Source organism: Veillonella parvula, from assembly GCF_040097785.1.
In the GTDB taxonomy this organism is placed as follows: Bacteria; Bacillota; Negativicutes; order Veillonellales; family Veillonellaceae; genus Veillonella; species Veillonella parvula_D.
In genome coordinates, this window is the sequence record NZ_JBBNNS010000003.1 from 308328 (window position 1) to 335182 (window position 26855).

Consider the following 26855-nt stretch of genomic DNA (forward strand, 5'->3'; position numbering starts at 1 on the left):
ACCATCTTAAGATGGTCTCTTTTAATGTGTATGAAAAAGGCTCTCATCTATTAAGTCGATGAGGGCCTCACTCTATTATAGAGAATGTGCTCTTAATTCTTCAGCAGATTGTGTGGAAATCCAAGCTGGTGGAATGTCGAATACTGTATAGCAACCTGTGCCGCCGTGTTTAGCAAGTCGGTAGAGACCACGAGCGTAAGCAACAAGTGCAGAGCCTGTGAATTCAGGGTTAGAGTCAAGTTTCAAGGAGTACTCAATAACGTGACGTGTGCCTTCTGTACTTTCACCAGAGCGAAGAACGAAGCCACCATGTGGAATGCCTTTGTGGTCGCGATCAAGTTCTTCTTGGGAAATGAAGTTGACTACAGTTTCATAGCCTACGAAGTAGTTTTCCATAGTTTTGATTTCATTTTCGATTTTAGCTTTGTCCGCATCAGGAGCAGCTACTACATAGCATTCACGAAGGTGGCCTTTATAGCCATCAACATCTGGAGTTTCGCCGTTACGGATAGCTTCTAGGTATTGTTCTTTAGGAACAGTGTATTGACGAGCGTCAAGAACACCATCGATACGACGGATGGCATCGGAATGACCTTGGGATACACCACGACCCCAGAATGTGTAGGATTTACCTTTTGGTAAGATTGCTTCCGCGTAAACGCGTTGCAAAGAGAACATGCCTGGATCCCAACCACAAGAAATTAATGTAGCCGTTTTGGCTTCTTTAGCTACTTTGTCTACATTAGCGAAGTGTTCAGGGATACGTGCATGTGTATCGAAGGAATCGATACAGTTAAAGTATTTTGTTACCATTGGTGTTTGTTCGATAAGATCTGTTGCAGAACCACCGCAAAGAACCATTACATCGATTTTGCCTTTAAAGTTAGGAATATCTTCCATCGTGTAAGTAGGTACACCAGATACAGTTTCAATACCTTGACGGCGAGAAAATACGCCGATGAGCTCCATATCAGGTTGTAACTGAACAGATGCTTCTACGCCACGAGCTAAGTTGCCGTAACCAACGATACCAATACGAATATTCATATTAGCCTCCTATATAAGTTGAAATTTAATAATTAACATATTTATTATAGCATAAAATTAATAGCTTTTAATATTTTTCTATAGAATTTATTAGATGGTATAGAAAATAATTAATATCTAATTTAAACAAGTAATTTGTGCACAATTATATCGATACATAGCGTGTTGTTATAGGGGACAAATAAAAAATCATATGAGTAGAAATTGACACATATACCCTGAATCTAGATACAATTAAATTGGTTATGTTAGTTAGTTATGTTCATAGTTGAAGTGTTAAGGAGGTATAACATGAGAAGAAATGTAAAAGCTGCTGTTATTGCTGCATTAATCGTAACAGGTGCTAATGCTTTTACCATGGTATCAGCCACAACTGTGGAAAGTCATACAGACGGAAAATCCATTGGCCTTAATTTGTGGGGGGAAAAGAGACATTATACAGATGACTTAACTGTTAATGTATCAGGTTTAGGTGTAAATGGAACAAAATATCATAATAATGTTACAGGTATTTATGCCCTTGATGGGACACAAGTTGCTATCGATAAAAATGTAACTGTAACAGTTAAAAATCCAGCACCAGCAGAAAGTGGCGCGAAACGTAGACCTGATTTGGCACATTATTACATGAGCGGTATCTATGCTGGTTATGGTGGACTTACTAATGATGGAAATAACGATGATACTCGAATTACCGTAAAGGGTAATGCTAAAGTCGATGCTGTTGGCGTTGGTTTGCAAGCTAATAAAGATGGATATATTCGCATACTAGGTGGGGCTGATATAAAAACATATCCTTTAGATACCTCTGATACCTATTCTGCATTATCTGAAGAAGGTTTTGTTTATGTAAATACGGGTATGGATGGCTTACATCCGGGAACGAATGATGTGAAGATGTATGGTAATATAGGATTTTTAGATAAAAACTATGGTATCGACAAGAATCCACATAACCATGGATCTGAAATTTCTTTAGGTTTAACAACACCAAATTCTAAATTGGTAGGTGGTGTGCTGAATGAATTTGATGAAAGCAACAACAATCCGTACCATGGTGGTTTGCGATTGTACTTACAAAATGGTGCGACTTGGCGCAATGAATGGCTAGGAGCTGAGCGCGTATATCCTACACAAGGTCGTCCTAATAATGCAAACTATTTATATACTGGTAGTCGTGTAGAACATTTTATTGGTGGTAAAGATATAAATAGTCAAGGTATTATTCAAGCCGTAGACTCAAGACCTATTACTATTAACAACTATGCTGGTCATGCAGCTATCGACTATGAAAAGGGAGCCCCTGCAGTGGCACAAGGTAAGGGTGAAGTCGTTATCAATCATGCTGATAAGGGTTCTTCTGTGACTATGCGCAGTTCGGCAGATGCACTTAAAGGGTATGCAAATATAGACAACCCACGAGGCACTTTGCAGCAGTTGGCTAATAAATTAACATATGCTGGCTTTACTAAGGGTGAGCGTAATTTAGATGTAAATGTTCAAGTCGATTCAGGCCTTATTAGTCCTGCATTTGCTACTAAGCTTGGTACAGATAGCTTTACTGTTGATGGGAAACCTAGTATTACTGACCAAGCGGTTGTGACAGCTCGTGAAAGCGAAGTTGTTTCTGGTGCTAAGAGTGCGTTAGCCTCCTCTGTGATGCAAATGAGAGCCGATACGAATGATTTACAACGTCGCCTTGGTGATGTGCGACTCAACTCCAATAAGCATGGTGTATGGGGGAAATACATCGGTGATAAATCTAAAATTACAGACAGCGCCTATGTAAACCAAACCTATAACATGGCGCAAGTAGGCTATGACACATTGCGTGGCGATTGGACTATAGGTGGTGCCTTACTATACGGTACAAGCAGTAGTGATTACGCACTAGGTTCTGGCTCTGGTAAAACTGCGGGTTTAGCATTATACGGTGCAAAACAATATAATGATGGTCGTTATTTAGATGTGATTGGTAAAGTAAGTCGTTTGAAAAATGATTTCACTGTACGCAATAGCTTGGGTACAAGCTTGAGCGGAGATTACCGCAATACAGGTACCTCTTTGAGCGTTGAATATGGTAAACGAATCAAGAAAGACAATGGTTTCTACATCGATCCTAACGCAGAATTGACGCTTAGTCGATTGTCTAGTGTAAACTTTGATGCTCGTACAAATACAGGTAGCACAGTGCATATTAACTCTGATGCGGTAAACTCCGTTATTGGTCGTATTGGTGTAGGCATTGGCAAGGAAAGTAAGAATAGCAACCTTTTCCTCAAAGCAGCATTAGCGCATGAATTCTCTGGTAAAATGAAAGCTACTTATAGCATGACCGGTGAGCCAACTACAGGCAGTGAAGTGAATCTTAAGGATACATGGCTAGATGTTGAGTTAGGTGGTTCATGGAGCGTACGTCCTAATACATATATTTATGGGACTTTCACTAAAAACTTTGGTGCTATCGTAGACAATTCCTATCGCATTGACGCAGGGATTCGTCATAACTTCTAATTAATAGTAAATATAGCGGACACAAATAATATGGGGATGTTATTTGTTAGTACTATGGAGTTAAGGAATACTTGAATTAAATATTCATATATGTAAGGGTATATAAAAAAAGACCGACTACATTCCTATTGAAGGATTGTAATCGGTCTTTTGGTTTTATAGATATAAACTATTTTAAATCACATAATCCAGATTTAATGTAATCTAAATATAAATCAAGATATAAATCTAAACCTAAATATAGACATAATCATATTAGAATTGTAATGTTTTGATTCTTTCAACGGCGCGAATTGTATTTTCACGACTGCCGAATGCTGTTAAACGAAGGTAACCTTCACCATGAGGGCCAAAGCCAGAGCCTGGTGTAGATACGATTTGAACTTGTTCGAGCAAGATGTCGAATAATTCCCAGCTAGTCATGTTGCCAGGTGTTTTTAGCCAAATATATGGAGCGTCCACACCGCCATATACAGTAAGGCCGATAGATTCAAGACCTTCTTTGATGATGCGGGCATTTTCTTTGTAGTATGCAATGTTAGCACGAGTTTGTTCGCGGCCTTCTTTTGTGTATACTGCTTCAGCACCGCGTTGGATGATGTAAGGAACACCATTGAATTTAGTGCATTGACGACGGTTCCACATAGGATTTAGCGGTTGGCGTTCACCAGATTTAGTTTTGCCAGTGACCTCTTTAGGTACTATTGCATAAGCACAACGTGTACCAGTGAATCCTGCAGTTTTAGAGAAGGAACGGAACTCGATAGCCACTTCTCGAGCACCTTCGATTTCGTAGATGGATTTTACAGTATCTTCTGTGCTGATGAAAGCTTCGTAAGCGGAGTCAAACATCAAAATCGCATCATTATCTTTACACCATTTGATCCATTCTGCCAAACGAGCACGGCTTAAAACAGTACCAGTGGGATTGTTAGGCGAGCAAAGATATACGATGTCTACACGTTCAGACGGGAATTCTGGAGAGAAGTTATTTTCTGCGTAAGTAGGAAGGTATACAACCTTTTGGAAAATGCCATCTACAGCTTCACCAGTACGACCACCCATAACGTTGGAGTCAAGGTATACTGGGTACACTGGATCAGTGATGGCAATGATATTATCTTCGCTGAATAACTCTTGGATATTACCAACGTCAGATTTTGCACCATCGGAAACGAACACTTCGTCAATAGCGATATCTACACCCAATGGTTTGTAATCGCCATCAATAATAGCCTGACGCAAGAAATCATATCCTTGTTCGGGGCCATAACCTCGGAATGTTTCTGCTTTTCCCATTTCTTGAACAGCTTTACTCATAGCGTCGATAATTGCTGGAGCAAGAGGTAATGTAACATCGCCGATACCAAGACGAATGATGTCTGCATCTGGATGAGCTGCTTGATAATCTGCAACCTTTTTAGCGATATTCGCAAATAAATAAGAACCTTGTAGGTTTAAATAGTTTTCATTAATATTAGCCATGATGACTCCTTTTTATAATCAGATTTCTCTATATATAGTAAATTATATAGAATAATGACGCAAGGATTTTCTATAGAATTTTTGCTTAATCTAAATAGTGTAAATATTTTTAATATAAAAGACTATAATATGAGGAAATTATTACTCGTTGATTGTATTAAAGTAAAAATATAGGAAGATAATATTCGCATAGAATTTTATTTCTTCATTATTTACTCATAAAAAGTCCACTGATATAATGAATTTATAATAATACATTGATCTATTGTGTATGATATGGGGTAATTTTAGTAGTTATGTGCAGTGAGGTAAATTGCTATTAAGGGAGGCATTTATAATGTTAAAGTCTAAAGAAGTATATGAATTTATTTGCAAAGGTATTAATCGAAAAGATAAAATTGATGAGTTTGAAACCCTTTTTGGGCAACCTAAGAACGATACAATAGAAGATACTGTTAATATAAAAAAAGTAAAGCCAAAAGATAACGATGGGGATATAAAAAGATTTGCAGCAAATTTTTATAAGGCATCTATTGTAAATTATAAAGGCTATGTACAAGGCGCGTCGCAAACGGACAAAAACCGCTATAGTGAAGCTATTGCCAGTACTCTTTTATCAAAAAATCTTTTAAAGACATGGACAGACTTAACGCCTGTACGATCTAATCATTTTGATACAAAGCATTCTCCTTCTGAAATAGTAGATATGAAAAAGCTGCAAGGCACAAATCGTAAAGAAGAAATTTTAGCGAAATTGTTGTTTTATCAACGTAAGGTTGATGGATTAGGTTATATTTTTGATTATCAAACACCATTAAAGGAAACACAAAATGATTCTTATGGAAAAATAGATTTATTAGGCTATAACACTGATGACGAATGTTATTCTGTAATTGAATTAAAATATCGTCCATCTGGTAGTGAGGAAACTTTACTACGCTGTATTTTAGAAGCTTATACATATTATAAGTTGCTTGATTTAAAACAGATTAAGGCTGATGTTGCTCACGAGGGTATAAATAACTTAAAGAAATTATCTGAATATAAACATACAAATGAAGCCGAGTTAGTTGTTTTGTTTGACGAAAAGTCTTGTATAAAAGAAGATGGTGGGGATAAAACAAATTTGATGCTTCGTATCGTTTCAAATGAACCAAATGAACCTAACTATCCATCTAAAACTGTTGTGTCAGAACAGTATAAAGAGTGCCAGGAATTAATTAATCCAAGTAAAAGAAAAGAATTACGAGCTTTATGTGAGGCTATATTAAAACAAGAGTCTAAATTGAAACAAATTCGATTTGTTGTATTACAAGCTCAAAAAGTAAGTAAATCGCCTTATAAAAATAAAGTAGATAATTGGTCAGAAAATTTGGATCGTTTATATCGAGCAGAAACATTGCTTACCATTTCTAAGTAAAGGTTGAATATGAATATTGTTGTTCATCGTGGCACACATCAGATTGGTGGTAGTGCTATAGAAATTAGTACAGCATCTACTCGCATTATGTTAGATTTTGGTAATGAATTAAGTTTAGATGAAAAGTACACACCTATAAATCTTGATATAGAAGGCGTTACAAAAGGAAAGTTGGATTGTGACGGTATTGTGATTTCTCATTATCATATGGATCACTTAGGCCAACTAACCTCTGCACTATCAGAAATTCCATTATATATGGGTGAATTAAGTAAGGAAATCGCGCTAATAGGTGCTGAGTATCAAGATAGAGGTTTATACTTGCGCTTATTAGGTGCTAATACATTTCGTGGGGGAGAGGCTTTCACTATTGGTGATATACGGATTAGGCCTTTGGTTATTGACCATAGTGCCGCTGATAGTTATATGTTTGTTATTGAGGCTGAAGGTAAACACATTTTATATACAGGTGATTTCCGGATGCATGGGCTGCGTCAACATGTATTAGAGAAGTTAGTTAAGACCTATATAGGTGAGGTTGATGTATTAATTACAGAAGGAACTTCATTATCTAGAGATGCCAATGACCCTATAGCTGAAGTAGCTGTATTAGATGATATTTCTTCTTATATTCAAGACGGAAAATATGTTTTTGTTATGTGTTCTTCTACGAATATTGACCGTATTATGGGGATTTGGCAGAATATGCCAACTGATAAAGTACTCATTTGTGATGCTTATCAGAAAAGAATATTAGATACTGTGATTAATAATGTATATTATGAAAGTTCTTTGTATCGTAGACATGATAGCCCATTAGTTATTGATAAAGGAAGGTATCCTAAATACTATATGGAACATGGATTTGTATCTTTAGTAAGAGGGACAGAAAATTTTATTTCTAAAATTAAAGAGTTCCCTAAAGATGATGTACGTATTATATATTCCATGTGGACAGGATATATTGAGGAGAATTTAGCATTGAAAGAATTGTTAGATATATATACATCTTATATATGTCATGCCAGTGGTCATGTCTCAAAGGACGATTTAGTTCAGTTCATAGAAATGGTTGATCCTGATATTGTTATTCCGGTTCATACTGATATCCCTGAAAAACTAAAGAGAATACTACCTAATAGAAATGTTTATGTCGTTAATGATAAAGAGCCATTTATCATATAATTCCTTTAAGAAATTCTATTTATGTTGTATAATAAGTAAAAAGAGAGCCATCAACGTGTGGTAGCGTTAGGCTCATCTTATAAACAGTTTTAAGAGGATTGCCTAGCGTGCGAGTATTTTGAATACTCTGTTGCGTTAGGCTTTTGTCTTTACACTATTTGAATAGTGCAAAGAGTGATATTGCTATAGACCAATTTTTGCGTAGTATTTTACTACGCTTTTTTGTTGAAAAATATCAAAACTATATAGGATTAACTTTGTTTTTGATATAATCTAAATAAATACATATTATAGTGCGATTTTATATGAAAGTGGTGTCTTTATGCTGACGATTAGCAATAAGGGATGGCTTTTTACTTCTATATTAAGTGCTTTGATGGCGTTTACATCGTTATCAACGGATATTTATTTGCCTGCTATGCCTGAGATGGGGCGTGACCTTAATGGTGATGCGGAGCTTACGTTGACCGGGTTCTTAATTGGCTTTGCGCTAGCCCAGCTTTTTTGGGGCGCCGTTAGCGATAAAATTGGTCGTAAGAAGCCACTGATTATAGGGATAGTTTTATTTATTATTGGTTCTGTAGGTTGTGCCTTGAGTTCCTCTATGATGGAGTTATTGGCTTGGCGTGTGTTTCAGGCCTTTGGTGCCTGTGTAGGACCGATGCTATCGCGGGCTATGATTCGGGATTTATATGGTCGGACTGAGGCGGCTAAAATGTTGTCTACATTGGCCATTGTTATGGCCATAGCGCCTATAGCAGGCCCAATGTTAGCCGGACATTTACTTGTATGGTATACATGGCATTCTATATTCTGGTTGCTTGTTGGTATAGGGCTTTTAATGCTCGTTGCCGTATTAGTGCTTCCGGAAACACATCCCGTAGAGAAGAGGAGCAAAAAGTCCATAGGTCATACCTACAATAACTATTGGATTTTATTGCGCAATAAGGGCTTTATGAAATATACCCTATGTGTGAGTTCCTTTTATATTGCCATTTATGCGTTCTTAACGGGATCGCCTTATGTATATATAGATGTGTATGAAGTGCCCAAAGAATATTTTGGTTATCTCTTTTCTGTTAATATTATTGGTGTTATGTTGTTAAGTGCCATTAATCGTCGTATTGTTAGTGCTATACGCCTTGATAGACTATTGAAATATGCCACACTATTTGCTGCTGTTTGTGTATCCGTTGTTATGGGCTTGATGTTCTTAGGTTACCATTCATTGTGGTTAATCGTTATTGGCTGTTTTTTATTCTTCTCCATGAATGGTATCATTGCCGCTGTAACTAATGCATTAGCTTTAGATAGAGCAGGTAGAATGGCTGGATCTGGGGCGGCACTATTAGGTGCCATGCAATATGGTAGTGGTATTGTGTCATCGTTGATACTTACCTTCTTACCAAATGATACGGCCTATCCTATGATGGGTGTAATAGCCATATTTGTAATTATCTGTGCTATGATTGCCTTTCCTGAGGATGAAAAATATAATCGTATATAATATTGGTAAAAGCAAGGGTTTTAATTTGAATCCTTGCTTTTATCATTTTTTTAGGTTATAATAGTAAGGCTTATTGATGGTAAGCACTTCCTACCCCTATGTGTCGATAGGGGCATTAGTCCGAAAGAGGAGGTGATTTTGTATGAACAAATACGAAGTCATGTTTATTGTGAAACCAGCTGAAGAGGAAGCAACTAACGCTGTTATTGAAAAAGTAGAAGCTTTAATTGCTCGTGTAGGCGGCACAGTAGAAAAGGTAGATCGTTGGGGCAAGCGTCGTCTTGCTTACGCGGTGAAGAAATTCACTGACGGTTTCTATGTATTGATTAACTTTGAGGCAGCTCCTGCTGAAATCAAAGAAATCGATCGTGTATTGAAAATCAACGATGAAGTCCTAAGACATCTAATTGTTAAACACGAAGCATAATTAAAGCCTGGAGGAAAACATGAACTCTGTACAAATTCTAGGTAATTTAGCTCGTGATCCTGAAGTACGCTATACCAAAACTGGTCGTGCGGTAGCAACTTTCACAGTAGCTGCCACAAACACCTATATTGATTCCACAACAAATGAGACGAAAGAACAAACTGCTTTCATCAACTGCGTTGCTTGGGGTAAACTTGGTGAAGCGGCAGGCAATCTTCGTAAAGGCAGTCGTTGCTTTGTAGAAGGTCGTTTGCAAACTCGTTCTTACGAGACTCAGGACGGTCAAAAACGGTACGTTACTGAAGTGGTAGCGAACTTTGTGGGCCAATCCCTTGATATGAATACTAATTCTTTCGAAGGTGGGTCCAATTTTGATAGTTTCAGTACAGGCGGCGATGACGAAAACATCCCGTTCTAGTGTCAGGGACTCCTACTAATTCGAAAAGGAGGATTCGCAATGAGAAGAGATAGAGGCAGAAAGCCAAGAAGAAAAGTATGCGTTTTCTGTGCAGACCATATCGATCAAATCGACTATAAAGATGTTGCTAAACTTCGTCGTTTTACGACTGAACGCGGTAAAATCTTACCTCGTCGTATTTCCGGTACTTGCGCAAAACATCAACGCAAATTGACTACATCTATCAAACGTGCACGTGCAATTGCTTTATTGCCATTCACTGCTGAATAATTGATGAATCAAGGCGGTACAACCATTTGGTTGTGCCGCCTTTTTGCTATACAAAAAAAGGAGCTATTCGTTGGATAGCTCCTCTTTGTTATACAGCTTTATATTTTTTAGGTGGTTCACCTTTTTCGGCGGCTTCTTTATCGGCGCGCCATTTGCGTTCGAAATACTTATGATACTCAAGTGGGATATCATCAGGGGTTGCTGTTTCATAAAAGCTGCAAGTACCTCGACGTTGTGCTTCTTCATAGAACCATGTTTTAAACTCTAACATAGATAAGCGAGCTTGTAGGTGCTCAATTTCTGCTAGCACACGATCTCGTTGATTTCTGATAATAGATAATCGATCGTTGATGCGGCTATCGCCTTCAACGCAGCAGTCGATAAAATGTTTGATTTCTTTTATAGGCATGCCGGTACATTTCATGCATTCGATTAGTTCTAGCCAATCCATATCTTCTTCGCGAAATATACGGATACCTCCGCTAGAACGTTCTACGAAGGGCAATAAGCCCTCCTTGTCGTAATAACGCAAAGCAGAGGGGGGCTATGTTTAGTTTTTTTGCGATTTCGCCAACAGTATATGTCATTGAACCTCCTAATATATATGTCATTTATAGATGGATATAAAAATTGTAAATGTAAGATGTATTGACTTAAACCTAACTTTAAGTTTTATACTAGGTACATACTTGAAGTATAACACTAGTTATTTTTAGTGACAATCTTTATAATCTTTATACTATTTGATGTATAGTGATTGTAGTTGAAGTAATTATAATTTGTATTGAAAGGATTACCATGAACTTAATTGATGTAAAATCTCCAGCCGATTTAAAAGGCTTATCTATTTCTGAATTAACAGATTTAACGGCACAAGCTCGTCAAGCACTCATGACAAAGGTCTCTGAACACGGCGGTCATTTTGGTCCACCTATGGGGGCAGCAGAAATAATTATGGCCTTACACTATGTATTTAATTCTCCTGTAGATAAAATCGTATATGATGTATCCCATCAATCGTATGTACATAAGATGGTTACAGGACGTGCCTTAGCATTTTTAGATCACGACCATTATGATGATGTAACAGGTTATACAGATCCTACTGAAAGTGAGCATGATTTCTTCAATATTGGTCATACGTCCACATCTATCTCCTTAGCATCTGGCCTAGCTACTGCTCGGAATTTAAAGGGGGACACTGAAAATATTATCGCTATTATCGGTGATGGTTCTTTATCTGGTGGGGAAGCCTTTGAAGGTCTCGATTATGCAGCAACATTAAACAGTAATATGATTATCATCGCCAACGATAATGACCAATCCATTGCAGAAAACCATGGCGGTTTGTATCGTGGTCTTCGAGAATTGCGCGAGACTAATGGTGAAAGTCCTAATAATATTTTTAAGGCTCTTGGTTTAGATTATCGTTTTGTAGCAGATGGTAATGATTTGGAAACCTTGATTGATGTATTTAAGGATGTAAAAGACATTGATCATCCAATCGTGTTACATATAGTTACTCAAAAAGGTAAGGGCTATGCCATTGCAGAGCAAAATAAAGAAGCCTTCCATTGGACAATGCCCTTTGATTTAGAAACAGGCAAACCAAAAGAAGAGGAGAATGGTCCAACGTATGCTGGTACCATCGCTAATTACTTGATGGAGCAAATCAAAGTAGATCCAACTGTGGTAGCTATTAATGCGGGCACACCAGGTGGCTTTGGTTTTACTCCAGAATGGCGCAAGGCGGCAGGCAAACAATACATCGATGTAGGTATTACAGAAGAACACGCTATTGCGATGAGCTCTGGTATTGCGAAAAATGGCGGTAAACCAGTGTTTAATGTATATAGTACGTTCTTACAACGTACCTATGACCAATTGGTGCAAGATCTTTGCGTCAATAATAATAGTGCTGTTATTATCAATCACTATGCCTCTGTATACGGCATGAACGATGTCACTCATTTAGGGTTCTTTGATATTCCTATGCTTACTAGCATTCCTAATTTAGTATACTTAGCACCTACTAATAATGAAGAATTGTTAGCTATGACCGAGTATGCAGTTCATCAACATGAGCATCCTGTAGCAATTCGTGTTCCTGTATGTGAATTCACAACTACAGGTGTAGCGGATACAACGGATTATAGCATTTTGAATAAATCTGAAGTGACTCGCCGTGGTGAAGGGATTGCTTTATTAGGTCTTGGTAATTTTTATCCTTTGGCTAATCAAGTGGCTGATGAATTGGCTAAAGACGGTATCCATGTAACTGTAGTAAACCCTAAATTTGCATCTGGCCTTGATGAAGAACTACTAGAAGAATTGAAAGCAAATCATTCTGTAGTATTTACGTTAGAAGATGGTGTAGTTGAAGGCGGTTGGGGCCAGCGTGTAGCTAGTTTTTATGGACCATCTAACATGCGTGTTAAGAACTATGGTATTGCTAAAGAATTCCACGATCGTTATGATGCAACTGAATTGTTACGAGAAAATGGCGTTTCTCTAGATCAGATTGTGGCGGATGCAAAACAAGTGTTATCTGTTTAGTTTGATAAAATATTAAATAAATAATTCTCTGTAAATACAGTAGAACTCTGGAATTGGCAGATTTCTACTGTGTTATTTTTTTATTTGTCCAATTTCATTCTATAATTAAGTGTGGTTTATAAATATATAATTTTTATAGATAAATATATATAATTTATTAAAAGATTATAGATTTTTTTCGAATAGGACTATAAAAATTAGATGAAGTATTATATAATAATATCTACAGTATGTATTACAGTAGAACAGTAAAATAAATCCATTGATAATATACGCTACTATTGCAGTATTATACAATTAGTATTAATGATAAGGGAGATTGTAAGACTTTGAAAAGAGTATTAACCTTAACATTAGCCGTGGCCATCGTTGCCGGTGGCTATATGTTTGAGGCTAATGGGGCGGGAGAACAACCTTCTAAACAGGCACCATCTATATCTGAGATAAATATATATACGCCAAAAGAGCTTAATGCACGTCAAAAAGACTTGGTTGAAATCGGCCGCTATACTGCGTCTGGTGATCAAGGTGCATTAAAGAGTGCAATTGCATCTGCTATTGAGCGAGGCACGTTGACGCCACAAGAGGTGAGTATTGCCATTCGTCAGCTTTACTCTGCTGCTGGCTTGAAACAAATGAATGCTGCTTTAGCTACATTTGATCAATTACGTGATGAACGCCCTGAGTTTGGCGATGAGTACGAAAAATTGGTACCAAAGCAAACAGGACTTAGTGCTTTATTGGGGAATGGCACTAATGGGGCACCTTTAACAAAGCCGAAAGCTGAGGAAACAAAAGAGGGGGTTCAATATAATACGTTCCGTATGAAAAAACCAAAACCTCAAAATCGTAATCGTTCACGTTTAGGTAAATTGGACCGTGAATTGGTCGCTGCGGCAGCACTAGGTACTCGAGTTGGTAAAAATAATCTTTTTACTGCAGCTGAAAAGAGTTTATCTGAACTTGGCCTAAGTCAATATCAAATTGAAAATTTAGAAGCTATGATTTTCCAATAAAATGTAGACCTACTTCTTTCGGAAGTAGGTCTTTTTTTATGGCTTCTACTTTCACAGTTTTAATGATTAGGGTTAAATCCATAGAATGTAATTGACGTTTAAGGTTCCCTTTTCTATAATTAATAAGATAGGTATATGACCTGTAATAATAAATATAAACAAATATAAATATATTATTAAAAATAGATGTAAGGAGAAAGTATGCGCCTTCGTAGAAAACCATGGATTGATGAAGCTATCCACGAATATGACTCTCACATCATTTTGTCTGGTCAAGAAGAGTTTAAAGGCAAGTGGCGTGAATTATTTGAACATCCTGAGTACCCATTATATATGGAACTAGGGACGGGGAAAGGTCGCTTTATTGCGGGGATGTCTGAAGCGTATCCAAATGCTAACTTCGTAGGTTTTGAAGTACAAATGGGTGTTATCTATTATGCAGCACAAAAAATCTTTGAAGGAGAGCGAAACAATGCAAAGGTCTCTCTATTTGATATTGCAGGTATCGAAGAGATAGTGGCACCTGGAGAAGTTGATCGTTTCTATATTAACTTCTGTGATCCTTGGCCTAAGGCTAAACATGCAAAACGCCGCCTTACATATCACACATTCCTCGATCGTTATGCCCGCCTTTTGAAAGAGGGTGGAGAAGTTCACTTTAAGACAGATAATGAAGGGTTGTTCATGTTCTCTCTTGAAGAGTTTAAAGCGTGTGGTTGGGAGCTTAAAAATGTAACGTATGATTTACATAGCACAGACCTTCCAAATGTAAAAACTGAGTATGAAGAGAAATTTAGTAAAAAAGGACAACCTATTTTTCGCTTAGAAGCAATTAAGCCAAAAGTTCAAAAGGAGGCTTAACATGCAAACACCGAATAAGGGGGATAGTCGGTGGGGCTCACTTTTTAAAAATGATTTACAAGGTATGCTCTTACCTATTCTTCTCATTACAATTATAGGCAGTGTAAATATCTTTAGTGCTACGTATATCAGCTCTATCTATGAAAATACGGGATTATTAGGATACTTTTTAAAACATATGACATTCTTGTTTTTGTCTATGGCGGCAGGTGTTATATTGTATCGTTACGATTACCGTCAGTTACAGAAGCCTCACATGTTGCAAAGAATTATGATTGCTACACTAATTGGTATGATTTTGGTTCTTGTGATTGGTGCAGTCATTAATGGTGCACGTCGTTGGATTGTTATTGGGCCTGTATCGATTCAACCTTCAGAATTTGCGAAATTGGCTGCCTTGATATGGACGTCCGCTAAATTGAGTACCATGCGGAAATGGGGAAAACCAAAGCATACTAACCCTCTCATTAATTTACAAGGTTATTTTAGTGAACGTATAAGTTATATGTTGCCAATGTTAATATGGCCAATTATATTTGCAGGCTTAACAATCTTGCAACCAGATATGGGTACGACCGTATTGATTTTTGGTTTTTCCTTTGTGCTCATTTACTTAGCGGGCTTTGATGGAAAATTCTTTGGCGGAGCTTTTGTGATAGCTGGATTTCTTGGCTTTATTGCAGCTCGTATGTCGCCATATCGCTGGGAACGTATTCAATCTTGGTTTGATCCTTGGCCTCATGCGCAGGATATGGGGTATCAAACAGTTCAAGGGCTGTTGGCCGTAGGTTCTGGCGGTATTTTAGGCGAAGGCTTTATGCAAGGTACATCAAAGTATTTTTACTTACCAGAAGCACATACAGACTTTGCTTTTGCTGTATGGGCCCAAGAAATGGGTTTCATTGGTGCAGTGTTTGTTGTCGTTCTGATTGCAGCTTTTACCTATTTTGGGTTCCGCATTTCTAATAAGGCTCGTGATGAATTCGGGAAATGGTTAGCAATGGGCATAACATTGCTTATCAGTGGTCAGGCCTTGTTTAACATCGCCATGGTATGCGGTATCATGCCTGTAACAGGGGTACCATTACCGTTTGTTAGTTATGGGGGCTCTTCATTATTGATGAATTTCATGGCTATTGGGTTGTTGGCAAGCATTGGTCGTCGTAATGTAGAAGGGGTAAAACAAGTTGGTACAGCTGAACCATTACCATCTTTGCGTGAAGAAACACAAAGTCGTTTCAAGCCTGCTGCTACGACGCGTATTAATAAGACAAATATGCCTGGACCGTTTAAACCACGGCCTTCTAAAAAGTCGACTCGTAGATAGATTAAATTTGAACGTTAATATCTAACGTATGTATCATAAGATGAATCTGTTTGTGTAAATTCATAGAGTATATTTAAGGACTGTACTATATGAACTTAGCATCGTTATATTGTGTGTGAGGAGAAACGATGAAAGATTATATTGATATTCAAGAACGCCCATCATGGGGCCGAATGTTACCACTTAGTTTTCAACATTTATTTGCCATGTTTGGCTCTACTGTATTGGTACCGTATTTATTAAAAGTAGACCCTGCAACAGCATTGTTTATGAATGGTATTGGTACATTATTGTACTTATTTGTGTGTAAGGGTAAGATTCCTGCATATCTTGGTTCCAGCTTTGCTTTTATTGCGCCTGTAGCAGGTGTGTTATCTGCAGGTCTTGGTTATGAAGCGGCAAAAGGGGCCTTTGTTGTATTTGGTCTATCTTTTGTAATTTTATCTGTTCTCGTCCGTTATATTGGTACGCGTTGGATTGATAAATTATTCCCACCAGCGGCAATGGGTGCTATCGTAGCGATTATCGGCTTAGAATTAGCGCCAGTAGCGATGAGTATGTCTGGCCTTATCGGTAATCAAGATTTAGGCATGAGTCATAGCCAAGCTGTTATTATCTCTATGTTTTCCTTAGTTGTTACCTTGCTTGGAACTGTTGTGTTCCGTGGTTTCTTAGCTGTTATTCCTGTTCTTATCGGTGTTGTCTCCGGTTATGTATTGTCTGCTGTGATGGGAGTTGTTGACTTCTCTGGTGTAGAAGCTGCTCCTTGGCTTTCCTTGCCTCAGTTCTACGGCATGCCTGTATTTGATATCAATGCGATTATTATGATTATGCCAGCCCTCTTTGTAGTATTTGCAGAGCATGTTGGTCATTTAGTTGTTACTAGTAATATCGTCGCTAAAGACTTGATGAAAGAGCCAGGTCTACAAAGATCCTTGCTTGGTGATGGTCTTGCAAATATTCTCTCTGGTTTCTTTGGTGCGACACCAAATACGACATATGGTGAAAACATTGGCGTACTTGCCATTACTCGTTGTTTTAGCGTATGGGTAATTGGCGGTGCTGCAGTTCTTGCGATGATCATATCCTTTGTTGGTAAAGTGGCAGCACTTATTCATGCTATCCCAGTACCTGTTATGGGTGGGGTTTCCATCCTCTTGTTCGGCATTATCGCAGCATCTGGGTTGCGTATGCTTGTAGAACGTAAGGTAGATTATACAAACCCTGTTAATATGATTCTTACATCTGTTATCCTTGTGGTAGGTCTTAGCGGTGCAGAACTTGCGGTTGGACCTGTAGTGTTAAAAGGGATGGGTCTTGCTACGGTAGTAGGTATGGCGATGAGCATTTGTTTGTTGATCCTTCAAAAAACAGGCATTGGCAATGACCAATTGAAAAAAACAGAAGTATAACCTTATACGACTTCGAGCTCTTGGCGTAGAACCTTGAGATTAAAGTGAATTGACTTGTATTCAATATAATAAATGACTACTGAATCAGATTGTATCTGTGAAAGTAGTCGTTTTTGTTTAGTATCTTTATAATTTATCTTCAATATTGTATAATAAACATATAAGTTGTATAAAATTAATTTTAGAGAGGAGGGCCTATGGAGTTTTTAATATGGATGGCTATCGGTGTTTCTTTGATGGCTGTAGAACTCGTAGTACCAGGCGGTATTTTAGGTCTTATCGGTTATTGCGCATTCCTATGGGGCGTTTATGTAGCTCTTGGGGAAGGTACGGTAGCATTGTATGCTGTGCTAGGATTAACAGCCTTGTTAATTGTCATTATCATCGTGTTCTTTAATCACTTTGAAAAGACGTGGATAGGCAAATTGTTTACCTTAGGGCAACGGTCTACGACAAAAGCCGGTTATGTATCTAATGATGTATTAGAAGATTTGGCTGGCAAGGAAGGTGTAGCTCATACAACACTACGCCCTGCAGGTATTGCTAAGATTAATGGTAATTTGGTAGATGTTGTAACCGAAGGTGACTTCATCGATGCCGGTTCACCTATTGTGGTCCTTCGAGTCGTAGGTGGTCGCAATATTGTTAGAAAGCGAGATTAAGCTTTCACAACATCGTCGTAAATCATGGAGGTTATTATGGATGTAGGTATTTTAATTTTGATTCCCATTCTGCTGATTGGTATTATGGTATTTTTATATGTTGTGCCATTAGGCCTTTGGGTATCTGCTTTAGCAGCGGGCGTTAATGTTGGTATCTTTACACTTGTAGGTATGCGCTTGCGTCGCGTAAACCCGTCTCAAATTGTAATGCCGTTGATTAAAGCTAATAAAGCGGGGCTTGATGTGAATGTAAATCAGTTGGAAGCGCATTACCTTGCAGGTGGTGACGTTGACCGCGTTGTGGATGCTTTGATTGCCGCTGAACGGGCATCTATTCCGTTGACTTTTGAACGTTCCGCAGCTATCGACCTCGCCGGTCGTGATGTATTGGAAGCAGTTCAAATGTCCGTTAATCCTAAAGTGATTGAAACTCCAATTATTTCTGCGGTAGCAAAAAATGGTATCGAATTGAAAGTTCGTGCTCGTGTTACTGTACGTGCGAATATCGATCGCCTCGTTGGTGGTGCTGGTGAAGCCACAATTATTGCCCGTGTAGGTGAAGGTATCGTAACGACTGTAGGTTCCTCTGAAGAACATACAGATGTATTGGAAAATCCAGATCACATTTCCCGTACTGTATTGGGTAAAGGCCTTGATGCGGGTACTGCATTCGAGATCTTGTCCATCGATATTGCTGACGTAGATGTGGGACGTAACATCGGTGCTCAATTGCAAACTGACCAAGCGGAAGCAGATAAGAAAATTGCTCAAGCTCGTGCCGAAGAACGCCGTGCAATGGCGGTTGCGACAGAACAAGAAATGCGTGCTAAAACACAAGACATGCAAGCTAAGGTTGTGGAAGCACAAGCTGAAGTTCCTAAAGCATTGGCAGAGGCTTTCAGAAACGGTAATCTAGGTGTTATGGATTACTATAATATGAACAATATTATTGCAGACACTAAAATGCGTGAAAACTTAGCAGATGGTGAATAGGAGTAGCTATGGACTCTATTTTGTCTTCGGTGCTATCCATCTTTTCGCATAATCCAATCTTTGTTTTAGGTATCATTGCGTACATTGCTTTTTCCATTATAAAAAATAAGAATACTGAAGAGTCTGAAGAGTATGATGAGTATGAAAGCTCTGGTGGCGGAACTTGGGAAGATATGGAGCGCGAATATGGCATCTCCATAGAACGCAAGGTAGATGAACCATCTATGGATGATTTATCTAAGGTTGATGACTTTTATGGGGACTCTTATGAAGATAAACCGATTGTAAATCAGCAACGAGAAGCTCCATCGCAAACTATGGAGGACATACATTTCAATGAAGAGGCTGCAGCAGCTCAACGAGATATTGAAGCCTTATCAATGAAAAGTTCCAGTAGCACTCCGAGTTATACTACCAGTAAGACTCGCTTAGATAGAGAAGCTGTTACGGGACCGACCTTAAGTGAAAGACTAGCTGAGTTTAAACGAGATAAAGCAGCTAAAGAGGGACAAGTTCTTGTTGAAAATGTAGGCATTACAACTGCGCCTACTGCTCTAGCTGCGACTTCAACTCGTGGGCGTAAATCTAATCATGCTTTAAAAGAGGGCATGAAATGGTCCATCATTTTAAGTAAACCTAAAGCTCTTGAACGTAGATACCGTTAATGAAGCAATCTATTTATAAGCGTATAAACTAATTATGGTTTTATTAGAACATAAATAATAACGGATTGTGCACTGATGTGGTATAGCAACCATACTGTCACATATCATAATGTGGGTCATATAATTACATATTGAAAGAGGTTCCTATTGGTCACCTATGTGACTATTAGGAACCTCTTTTTTATTGTTTTTTCCTAGTGAAACTTTCACAATAATAGGGGAAGGAGTTCGTTTATAAGGAAGGGCAAAATTATGTATCGAAATGTGCGTGTTATACCAAAACAGTTGTTGCACCAATTATATATAGAGAAACAATGGAGCGTTCGCGATGTGGCGGATTATTTTCAATGTAGTGTTGATACCATCATGCGGCGTATGAAAGCGTACGATATCGAACGGAGGCCTCTGAAGAAAGAAATCAATATGGTTCATGTACAAGCTTTGTATGAGACCGGTAAGTGGTCGCTCCATTCATTAGCAAAGCGTTATGATGTGTCTATTACGACGATGGCGAATCGCTTGAAGGAATATGGATTGGTTTGTCAGCAATCAAATAAAAACGTCTCTATAGATGTAGTACGTATATGTAGGGCTTATAAAAGTGGAAATAGTACAGATGCTATTGCTCGTATGTATGGTATATCGCGATGGAAAGTTCACCATGTATTGCGGCATATGGGAAATTGCTTACTTCCTAAAGCGCGAAAGCCTATGCGCGTAGAGGAGATGGCTTATTTATATATTCATCATCACATGAGTACAGATGACATTGGATTGGCTTATGGGATACGTGGTTCTACAGTGGCAATGTATTTGCGAGAGCAAGGTATAGAAATAAGGGCAAATACTCTTGATCTAGACGAAAATAAGATTAAAAAACTCCGTGCACAAGGTTATGGAGTTGCAAAGATTGCACAGGTGATGGGATGCTCTACCTCTGCTGTGCGAAAGCGTCTAGCTATGAAAAAATATATCTCTCCTTGATGTAGTGTGGTAGATACTATATACTTAAATTTATACAATGATGGGAGGAATATTATGCTCGAAATTATATCTGCTTTAACACCGTTTTTATTACTGGGCTTAGTGGCTGCTGGCTTATCTCGCCTTTCTGGAGTAGCCTTATCAATGGTTGTAGTACCAACCTTATTGATTTGGGGTGCCACTGCGGTTGACGTAATCGCTTTTATGTTGCTTTTTGTGGTGTACAACAACTTCACTATGGAAACACAAGATATTCGTTTAGATTATAAAGATCTTGCCTTATTCCCTAAATGGCGCCTGTGCATTCCCTTCATTTTGAGTTTGGTGAGTGCCTTCTTTGTTCCTGCTGCAGGCATTGCCGTTTTTATGGCTTGCTTTGTTTTAGAGTTATTGGCTACTGTGTATAAACGCATTCCTGAAAATAAACGGCCTCGTTTACAGCGTGTAATAGTGGCATCGATTTTGAGTGCCGTTGTAACAGCTGTAGGCGCCTATATAGGTCCTAAAATTCCTAGTGAATTCTACTTTGTCTGTGTAGGCTTAGCCATTTTAATCGTTACGGACTTTGCATGGTATGCCGGCAAGCATAGAGATGCTTTTAGAAGCGCATGGGATAGCATTTGGGCTGGTTTTAATATATTCTTAGGCATGTTTGGCGTAGAGGCTTCATATTATCCAGCTGCACTAACGCGATCTATTCCAAATCCAATGGATCGCATGTTGCCTATGGTTACTGTAGTAGGTGGCTATGCAGGCCTTATGGTAGTATTCGGCTTTTATAACATTTTTTCTATACCGTCTTTGATTACAGCTATTGGTGCTACTATAGGGATACGCCTCTTTGGTATGTATGAATTTCCTCGGAATGGCAGTTTCTCTTATTTGGCAATCGGTTTTGCCGTGGCTGCTGTAATTTGCTTGTATCTCGTATCTCCGACACCAGTTGGTTTTGATCATATTAATACCTTAGTTTCTCAACCAATTGGCCAATAATAATAGATAATGTAAGTCTATTGATATATTTTAATAAGTTCTTTAGTTGCTTTCACCTAGGAGCTAATTGGATTATAATGTGTGATATATCTCATATATTGTATTGAAAATTAAGTTCATATTAGAATGTGAAAGGAGTTGATGCTATATGGCAGAAACAATTGAAACAAGACCATTCCCTCCATTCTTACCAAAGAAGGCAACAGTCATGATGATGGGCACATTTCCTCCAGAACAATCAAAACGTGCTATGGAATTCCATTATCCAAATTTCCAAAATGATATGTGGCGTGTTTTTGGCCTCGTATTCTTTGATGAAAAGGATCATTTTAGAAATGGTGAGGAAAAAGCGATGGATCCTGAGAAGATTAAAGCCTTTTTGTCTGAAGCTGGAATTGCATCTTGTCCTACTGTTTTGAAAGCTATTCGCGAAAAAGGGAATGCATCTGATGCATTTCTTAAGGTCGTTGAACCAGTTCCACTTGCGGACGTACTGGAGCAAATCCCTGACTGTAAGCATATTGGTACAACAGGCGGCAAGGCTACGGAGATTTTATTGAGCCTTTTACCAGAAAAGGTTAAATTACCTAAAACTGGTGAAACAATTCCTTTTGTATTTAATGGTCGGGAATTGACATTGACACGTTTGCCATCTACATCACGTGCCTATCCGTTGAGCCTACCGAAAAAGGCTGAAGCGTACAAGAATTTCTTCAAAGCTTGTGGTCTAAAAACAAAATAAATATTTAAAGTAGCACCTTTAATAGTTGGCTTTGAGTCTTTTGGTCTCATCTGTCGCTATTGAAGGTGTTTTTATATCGTAAAAATATATGAGGTATTAAAATGGAAATTAATGCATATTTATTGTGAATATGTAGTTTATTATAAATAAAATTGATGAGATATATAATATTTTAATTCTTGTTTTTTATAATGAGAGGTTTATAATTAACCGTTGTCGCAAACTGGTTGACAATAATTTAAAAAATGGAGTTGATAATATGGATAAGGCTAAGGAGGCCTTGTGGACAAAATCCTTTGTCCTTGATACTTTGATTAATTTCTTAGTATTTTTAATTTATTATTTATTAATCGTTATTATTGCGGTTGTAGCAAAAGATAATCTTCATGCTACGGCTAGTCAAGCGGGACTTGCTGTTGGTATATATATTATTGGCACCGTTGTAGCCCGTTTGTTGGCAGGGCGGTTTATCAGTATCCTAGGGTGTCGCAAGATGCTCTATTTAGGGTTATTGATTTACTTGATTTCAACGGCTATGTATTTCTACACACCTAATTTACTAATGCTTGATAGTGTTCGTTTCTTAAATGGTTTTGCTTATGGTATTACATCTACTGCTACAAGTACTATCATTGCTGCTATTATTCCTACGTCACGCCGTGGGGAAGGGATTAACTATTATGGCTTATCTACCTCTCTTGCCGCTGCAGTAGGGCCATTCTTAGGTATCTTGATGCTTCATAGTCTTGGTTATGATTTTATCATCGCATTCTGTGTTGCACTTATCATCCTTTGCGGTATTGGCTCTGTCATCATGAAATTTAATGAACCTAAACTTGGTATCGAATCAGAAGCACATAAGGGTATTAGAATCTCGGACTACATTGAACCACGGATGAATTCAATCAGTCTTGTTTCTATTCTAGTCGGCTTTGCCTACTCTGGTGTTATTGGCTTTATGGCAGCCTACACAAAAGACCTAGATCTTATTATGGCGGGCACCTTCTTCTTTGTTGTATATGCTGTAGTTATTACTATAACAAGACCATTGCTTGGTATTGTGTTTGATATGAAGGGTGAAAACTTCGTTCTTTATCCTTGTTTTGTATCCTTAGCACTTGGTATTTTCTTATTATCCATCGCCCACTCTACATGGCTTGTGCTTTTATCGGCTGTGTTTGTTGGCCTTGGATATGGTACATTTATGTCCAACGGACAAGCTGTTACTGTTAAAATAGTACCTGTTCATCGTATTGGTGTTGCCACATCCACATACTTCATTGCCTTGGACATGGGGCTAGGCTTTGGCCCCTATATTTTAGGCGCTGTTAAAGAGGTTGTAGGTTATACTAGTATGTTCCATGTAAGCGTTGTTGTGGCGCTCCTTGCACTAGTTGCTTATTATTTATTATATGGTCGTTATGTGGGGACTGAAAGAGATCTTTCTTTAAAAGCTCGCGCTGAAGAGGAAGAAATTAGAAATCGTAAGCGTAATAATAAGCTTGCGTAATATGTAAATTAAAAGGACTATACGAACCTAGGCTCGTATAGTCCTTTTTGTTATCTACTACTGCTTTGCTAATGCTATTATTTTTCAATATTTACAATATTAACGATAACTTCAACCGCTTTTTTCATATCATCGATACATGCAAATTCATGACGGCCATGTAGGTTTTCTACACCTGTAAAAATATTGGGTGTAGGAATGCCCATGAAGGAGATTTTGGATCCATCTGTGCCACCGCGAATAGGATCACAAATAGGTGTAATCCCAGCTTTTTCCATAGCTGCTTTGGCTACATTTACACATTCCATATTATCTTTGATGATATCGTACATGTTGTAGTATTGGTCTTTTACAGATACTTCACATACTTCACGACCATATATTTCGTTCAATGTTTGACCTGCTTGTAAGAAGAATGCTTTTTTGGCTTCGAATAGTTCTTTGTCATGGTCGCGGATAATGTAGTTCATTTTACCGGTATCTACTTGTGTTTCCATGCTCATGAGCATAAAGAAACCTTGGCGCCCACAGGTGTACTCAGGAACAGCTGCTCCTGGTAATAAAGCGTCAAATTGCATAGCTAGTTTAGCACAGTTGATCATAATGCCCTTGGCTGTGCCTGTGTGAACAGAAACACCTTTCAGGATAACGGTACCGCCTGCGGCATTAAAGGTTTCGTATTCGAGTTGACCTAGGCTTTCACCATCAATAGTGTAAGCATAGTCTACAGGGAATTGTTTAACATCGAAGTGGTCTGCGCCAGTACCGATTTCTTCGTCTGGACCGAAAGCACACATGATTCTACCATGTTTAATTTCTGGATGAGCTACGAGATAGGCGAGAGCTTCCATGATTTCACAGATTCCAGCCTTGTCGTCACCACCGAGGAGTGTTAAACCGTCAGTTACAACTAAGGACTTTCCAATGTAATTTTTTAGATTTGGAAAGTCGGCACGTCGGGTGAAGATTTGGTGTTCTTCGTTGAGGCAAATATCACTACCATCATAGTTTTCTACGATACGAGGTTTAATATTTTCTGCATTATAATCAGCTGTATCCATATGGGCAATGAAGCCGATGGAAGGAGCTTTCTCATCAGTGTTAGCATGTAATGTGCCGATGATAAAACCATTTTCACGATTATAAATAACCTCATCTAAACCTATTGCCTTTAAATCGGGAACGAGCACATTCGTAGCAAAGTCTACTTGAGTTTGAGTACTAGGAATGGTTGTACTTTCCTCATTAGACCGTGTATTTATGCTCGTATAGCGTACAAAACGTTCGACCATTGATTCCATAATGAGCCTCCTCGTAAGTAAACATACGTGTTATACAGGGCAGTATACGATACCGTTACATAATAATAGAGATTCTTAATATACTTTCATTGTAGAACAGGGACGCCAAAAATGCAAAATAATTATTTATAGGGGGTGTATTGTTTTATTCGCATAGTGCATAGAAAACCATTGAACCATGTGTAGTACCGTGTTAGTATAAAGGTGAATAGTTATACGTTTGTACTTTTTCTGTGAGGAGGTTTTACTATGTCGGACGAGGTTCGTTCCATTCCACCCATAGAACCGGTGTTAGATCCTAAGAAAGATTACGTAGAGATTAATTCATATGTAGTATTCTGGGGCTTGTTCTATGCGGCAGTTTTCACACTGGCTGTTGGCTATTTATGTTTGAAAATCGGTCAAACAGTAGATGCCTTTGCACCAGTATCTGTACTTGCTATGGGTACAGCAGTTATTCTAAAGCGGCAAAATGCTTTTGCCGAAACGGTACACATTCAAGCTATCGCTAGTTCTAGTACGAACACATTAGCAGGGGCTATGTTCTTCTTGCCAGCTCTTTACATCTGGAATGTAACAGATGTATCATTCGTACAAATGGCGATTCCTATCATTCTTGGCGGCGTTTTAGGTGTTTTATTATGCGTTATGTTCCGTCGCTATTTCGTTGAGGAAATGCACTATGTGTATCCGTTCCCAAGTGGTCGTGCTGCAGCGGAAGTATTGATGAGTAATGAAGGTAGCAAAGCAAAACTTATGCTTGGCTCTGGTTTAATTGCTCTCGTGTATGACTTTATTCTTAATAGTTTAGGGTGGTGGCAAGAGGTTATTCGCACTGCTACCTTTAAGTGGGGGGCAGCCCTTGCAGATCAAACTAAGCTAACCGCAGCGGTAGATACTGATGCAGCATTGCTTGGCCTTGGTTATTTCACGGGCCTTCGCTATGCGGCTATCATTGCAGCTGGTTCCTTCTTCTCTTGGTTTGTATGTATTCCGATTGTGTACTATTTAGCGCCTGAACATATCATGCAAATTGGCGGCCATGCAGTTCCATTAGGGGAGGCCCCAATTCGCAAGGTATTCCTTGATTATGTTCGTCATATTGGTATCGGCATGCTCGCTATGGCAGGCATCATCGGTCTAATTACAATGTCTAAAGTCGTAGCAAATGTTGTTAAAAATGCAGTGCTTGACATCTTTAGTTCTAAAACTGTAGATGTTAATTTGCTTCGTACACAACGTGATGTACCTACATCTTGGATTGGTGCTGGCATCTTGTTATGTACAGTTTTATTTGCAGCATATTTCCATTTTATGTATGCTGAAAGCTTCGGACAAACAATTGTAGCGTTCTTAATCGTTCTTATTATGTCTTTCCTATTGTCTGTAGTGGGGATTAGCTCCATCGCTTATACAGGTACGGAACCAGTTTCAGGTATGACAATCTTTATGATTATCATCTCCGCTGTATGCTTAACCGCAGCAGGTATGACTGGTAAGGTCGGCATGATTGCGGTCCTCATGATGGCATCTTTTATCGGTACTACTATTGGGATGGCT

The 26855-nt window shown here is 38.4% G+C and carries 24 protein-coding genes; 20 read left to right on the plus strand and 4 right to left on the minus strand.

Annotated elements, in window-relative coordinates; all coding sequences use genetic code 11:
* Positions 1-75 precede the first annotated feature (75 nt).
* Positions 76-1047: a diaminopimelate dehydrogenase gene (locus tag AAA071_RS07630; protein WP_008602878.1), complete on the minus strand. Its 972-nt coding sequence runs from the start codon at positions 1045-1047 to the stop codon at positions 76-78.
* A 291-nt stretch (positions 1048-1338) separates the two neighbouring features.
* Here AAA071_RS07630 and AAA071_RS07635 point away from each other — a divergent pair, with 291 nt between their 5' ends.
* On the plus strand, positions 1339-3561 hold the full coding sequence (locus tag AAA071_RS07635) for an autotransporter outer membrane beta-barrel domain-containing protein (RefSeq protein ID WP_349234103.1): 2223 nt from the start codon (positions 1339-1341) through the stop codon (positions 3559-3561).
* A 255-nt stretch (positions 3562-3816) separates the two neighbouring features.
* Here AAA071_RS07635 and AAA071_RS07640 read toward each other — a convergent pair whose 3' ends face one another.
* Positions 3817-5046 carry an LL-diaminopimelate aminotransferase gene (locus AAA071_RS07640; RefSeq protein ID WP_120055584.1) on the minus strand — a complete coding sequence of 410 codons (1230 nt, stop codon included), beginning with the start codon at positions 5044-5046 and terminating at the stop codon, positions 3817-3819.
* Between the two features lie 337 nt (positions 5047-5383).
* Here AAA071_RS07640 and AAA071_RS07645 point away from each other — a divergent pair, with 337 nt between their 5' ends.
* The 6 genes from AAA071_RS07645 to rpsR all read left to right on the plus strand — a co-directional run bounded on the left by AAA071_RS07645 (position 5384) and on the right by rpsR (position 10273).
* The gene (locus AAA071_RS07645; RefSeq protein WP_105086964.1) at positions 5384-6466 is read left to right on the plus strand and encodes a hypothetical protein; all 1083 of its coding nucleotides are present in this window, start codon (positions 5384-5386) and stop codon (positions 6464-6466) included.
* A 9-nt stretch (positions 6467-6475) separates the two neighbouring features.
* Positions 6476-7651, plus strand: a complete 1176-nt coding sequence (locus AAA071_RS07650; RefSeq protein WP_120055580.1) for an MBL fold metallo-hydrolase — start codon at positions 6476-6478, stop codon at positions 7649-7651.
* A 322-nt stretch (positions 7652-7973) separates the two neighbouring features.
* The gene (locus AAA071_RS07655) at positions 7974-9158 is read left to right on the plus strand and encodes a multidrug effflux MFS transporter (RefSeq protein ID WP_120055578.1); all 1185 of its coding nucleotides are present in this window, start codon (positions 7974-7976) and stop codon (positions 9156-9158) included.
* A gap of 142 nt (positions 9159-9300) precedes the next feature.
* Complete coding sequence (gene rpsF / locus AAA071_RS07660) at positions 9301-9585, plus strand: 30S ribosomal protein S6 (RefSeq protein ID WP_004693799.1); 285 nt, start codon at positions 9301-9303, stop codon at positions 9583-9585.
* A 19-nt stretch (positions 9586-9604) separates the two neighbouring features.
* Entirely contained in the window at positions 9605-10003 is a 399-nt protein-coding gene (locus AAA071_RS07665) for a single-stranded DNA-binding protein (protein ID WP_004693797.1), read from the plus strand.
* A gap of 39 nt (positions 10004-10042) precedes the next feature.
* The gene (gene rpsR, locus AAA071_RS07670; protein WP_004693795.1) at positions 10043-10273 is read left to right on the plus strand and encodes a 30S ribosomal protein S18; all 231 of its coding nucleotides are present in this window, start codon (positions 10043-10045) and stop codon (positions 10271-10273) included.
* An 88-nt stretch (positions 10274-10361) separates the two neighbouring features.
* Here rpsR and AAA071_RS07675 read toward each other — a convergent pair whose 3' ends face one another.
* The gene (locus tag AAA071_RS07675; protein WP_316581477.1) at positions 10362-10778 is read right to left on the minus strand and encodes a MerR family transcriptional regulator; all 417 of its coding nucleotides are present in this window, start codon (positions 10776-10778) and stop codon (positions 10362-10364) included.
* A 293-nt stretch (positions 10779-11071) separates the two neighbouring features.
* Between AAA071_RS07675 and AAA071_RS07680 the strand changes: the two genes are divergently transcribed.
* The 12 genes from AAA071_RS07680 to AAA071_RS07735 all read left to right on the plus strand — a co-directional run bounded on the left by AAA071_RS07680 (position 11072) and on the right by AAA071_RS07735 (position 23994).
* Positions 11072-12829 (plus strand): 1-deoxy-D-xylulose-5-phosphate synthase, encoded by a 1758-nt coding sequence (locus AAA071_RS07680; protein ID WP_349234104.1) that lies wholly within the window; start codon positions 11072-11074, stop codon positions 12827-12829.
* Between the two features lie 329 nt (positions 12830-13158).
* A complete protein-coding gene (locus AAA071_RS07685) occupies positions 13159-13845 on the plus strand; it encodes a carboxymuconolactone decarboxylase family protein (RefSeq protein ID WP_021147750.1) in 687 nt (228 codons plus the stop codon).
* A gap of 201 nt (positions 13846-14046) precedes the next feature.
* Entirely contained in the window at positions 14047-14706 is a 660-nt protein-coding gene (gene trmB, locus AAA071_RS07690) for a tRNA (guanosine(46)-N7)-methyltransferase TrmB (protein ID WP_227065516.1), read from the plus strand.
* A gap of 1 nt (position 14707) precedes the next feature.
* Positions 14708-16033: an FtsW/RodA/SpoVE family cell cycle protein gene (locus AAA071_RS07695; RefSeq protein ID WP_316055554.1), complete on the plus strand. Its 1326-nt coding sequence runs from the start codon at positions 14708-14710 to the stop codon at positions 16031-16033.
* 128 nt (positions 16034-16161) lie between these two features.
* Positions 16162-17445 (plus strand): uracil permease, encoded by a 1284-nt coding sequence (uraA, locus tag AAA071_RS07700; RefSeq protein ID WP_101928946.1) that lies wholly within the window; start codon positions 16162-16164, stop codon positions 17443-17445.
* Between the two features lie 197 nt (positions 17446-17642).
* Positions 17643-18107 (plus strand): NfeD family protein, encoded by a 465-nt coding sequence (locus AAA071_RS07705; RefSeq protein WP_004693763.1) that lies wholly within the window; start codon positions 17643-17645, stop codon positions 18105-18107.
* A gap of 36 nt (positions 18108-18143) precedes the next feature.
* Positions 18144-19100, plus strand: coding sequence for a flotillin-like protein FloA (floA, locus tag AAA071_RS07710; protein ID WP_004693762.1), 957 nt, complete (start codon positions 18144-18146; stop codon positions 19098-19100).
* Positions 19101-19108: 8 nt separating this feature from the next.
* Positions 19109-19765 carry a hypothetical protein gene (locus AAA071_RS07715; protein WP_316581480.1) on the plus strand — a complete coding sequence of 219 codons (657 nt, stop codon included), beginning with the start codon at positions 19109-19111 and terminating at the stop codon, positions 19763-19765.
* Positions 19766-20017: 252 nt separating this feature from the next.
* On the plus strand, positions 20018-20749 hold the full coding sequence (locus tag AAA071_RS07720) for a sortase (RefSeq protein ID WP_287509537.1): 732 nt from the start codon (positions 20018-20020) through the stop codon (positions 20747-20749).
* Between the two features lie 54 nt (positions 20750-20803).
* Entirely contained in the window at positions 20804-21742 is a 939-nt protein-coding gene (locus AAA071_RS07725; protein WP_287511241.1) for a hypothetical protein, read from the plus strand.
* Between the two features lie 148 nt (positions 21743-21890).
* Entirely contained in the window at positions 21891-22484 is a 594-nt protein-coding gene (locus tag AAA071_RS07730; RefSeq protein WP_008602839.1) for a DNA glycosylase, read from the plus strand.
* Between the two features lie 223 nt (positions 22485-22707).
* Complete coding sequence (locus AAA071_RS07735) at positions 22708-23994, plus strand: MFS transporter (protein WP_323727139.1); 1287 nt, start codon at positions 22708-22710, stop codon at positions 23992-23994.
* Between the two features lie 77 nt (positions 23995-24071).
* Here the strand turns inward: AAA071_RS07735 and pepT are convergent, their stop codons facing one another.
* On the minus strand, positions 24072-25295 hold the full coding sequence (gene pepT / locus AAA071_RS07740) for a peptidase T (protein ID WP_287511240.1): 1224 nt from the start codon (positions 25293-25295) through the stop codon (positions 24072-24074).
* Between the two features lie 249 nt (positions 25296-25544).
* Here pepT and AAA071_RS07745 point away from each other — a divergent pair.
* Positions 25545-26855 (plus strand): OPT/YSL family transporter (locus AAA071_RS07745; RefSeq protein ID WP_349234105.1); only part of this gene is annotated, 1311 nt, incomplete at its 3' end.

Bases quoted from the DNA above. Each gene is read 5' to 3' on its own strand.
- AAA071_RS07715 (WP_316581480.1), top strand. From the start codon at position 19,109: ATGGACTCTATTTTGTCTTCGGTGCTATCCATCTTTTCGCATAATCCA.
- AAA071_RS07680 (WP_349234104.1), top strand. From the start codon at position 11,072: ATGAACTTAATTGATGTAAAATCTCCAGCCGATTTAAAAGGCTTATCT.
- AAA071_RS07640 (WP_120055584.1), bottom strand. From the start codon at position 5,046: ATGGCTAATATTAATGAAAACTATTTAAACCTACAAGGTTCTTATTTA.
- AAA071_RS07630 (WP_008602878.1), bottom strand. From the start codon at position 1,047: ATGAATATTCGTATTGGTATCGTTGGTTACGGCAACTTAGCTCGTGGC.
- rpsF (WP_004693799.1), top strand. From the start codon at position 9,301: ATGAACAAATACGAAGTCATGTTTATTGTGAAACCAGCTGAAGAGGAA.
- AAA071_RS07650 (WP_120055580.1), top strand. From the start codon at position 6,476: ATGAATATTGTTGTTCATCGTGGCACACATCAGATTGGTGGTAGTGCT.
- AAA071_RS07635 (WP_349234103.1), top strand. From the start codon at position 1,339: ATGAGAAGAAATGTAAAAGCTGCTGTTATTGCTGCATTAATCGTAACA.
- trmB (WP_227065516.1), top strand. From the start codon at position 14,047: ATGCGCCTTCGTAGAAAACCATGGATTGATGAAGCTATCCACGAATAT.
- AAA071_RS07665 (WP_004693797.1), top strand. From the start codon at position 9,605: ATGAACTCTGTACAAATTCTAGGTAATTTAGCTCGTGATCCTGAAGTA.
- AAA071_RS07730 (WP_008602839.1), top strand. From the start codon at position 21,891: ATGGCAGAAACAATTGAAACAAGACCATTCCCTCCATTCTTACCAAAG.
- rpsR (WP_004693795.1), top strand. From the start codon at position 10,043: ATGAGAAGAGATAGAGGCAGAAAGCCAAGAAGAAAAGTATGCGTTTTC.
- pepT (WP_287511240.1), bottom strand. From the start codon at position 25,295: ATGGAATCAATGGTCGAACGTTTTGTACGCTATACGAGCATAAATACA.
- floA (WP_004693762.1), top strand. From the start codon at position 18,144: ATGGATGTAGGTATTTTAATTTTGATTCCCATTCTGCTGATTGGTATT.
- AAA071_RS07725 (WP_287511241.1), top strand. From the start codon at position 20,804: ATGCTCGAAATTATATCTGCTTTAACACCGTTTTTATTACTGGGCTTA.
- AAA071_RS07695 (WP_316055554.1), top strand. From the start codon at position 14,708: ATGCAAACACCGAATAAGGGGGATAGTCGGTGGGGCTCACTTTTTAAA.
- uraA (WP_101928946.1), top strand. From the start codon at position 16,162: ATGAAAGATTATATTGATATTCAAGAACGCCCATCATGGGGCCGAATG.
- AAA071_RS07720 (WP_287509537.1), top strand. From the start codon at position 20,018: ATGTATCGAAATGTGCGTGTTATACCAAAACAGTTGTTGCACCAATTA.
- AAA071_RS07655 (WP_120055578.1), top strand. From the start codon at position 7,974: ATGCTGACGATTAGCAATAAGGGATGGCTTTTTACTTCTATATTAAGT.
- AAA071_RS07645 (WP_105086964.1), top strand. From the start codon at position 5,384: ATGTTAAAGTCTAAAGAAGTATATGAATTTATTTGCAAAGGTATTAAT.
- AAA071_RS07705 (WP_004693763.1), top strand. From the start codon at position 17,643: ATGGAGTTTTTAATATGGATGGCTATCGGTGTTTCTTTGATGGCTGTA.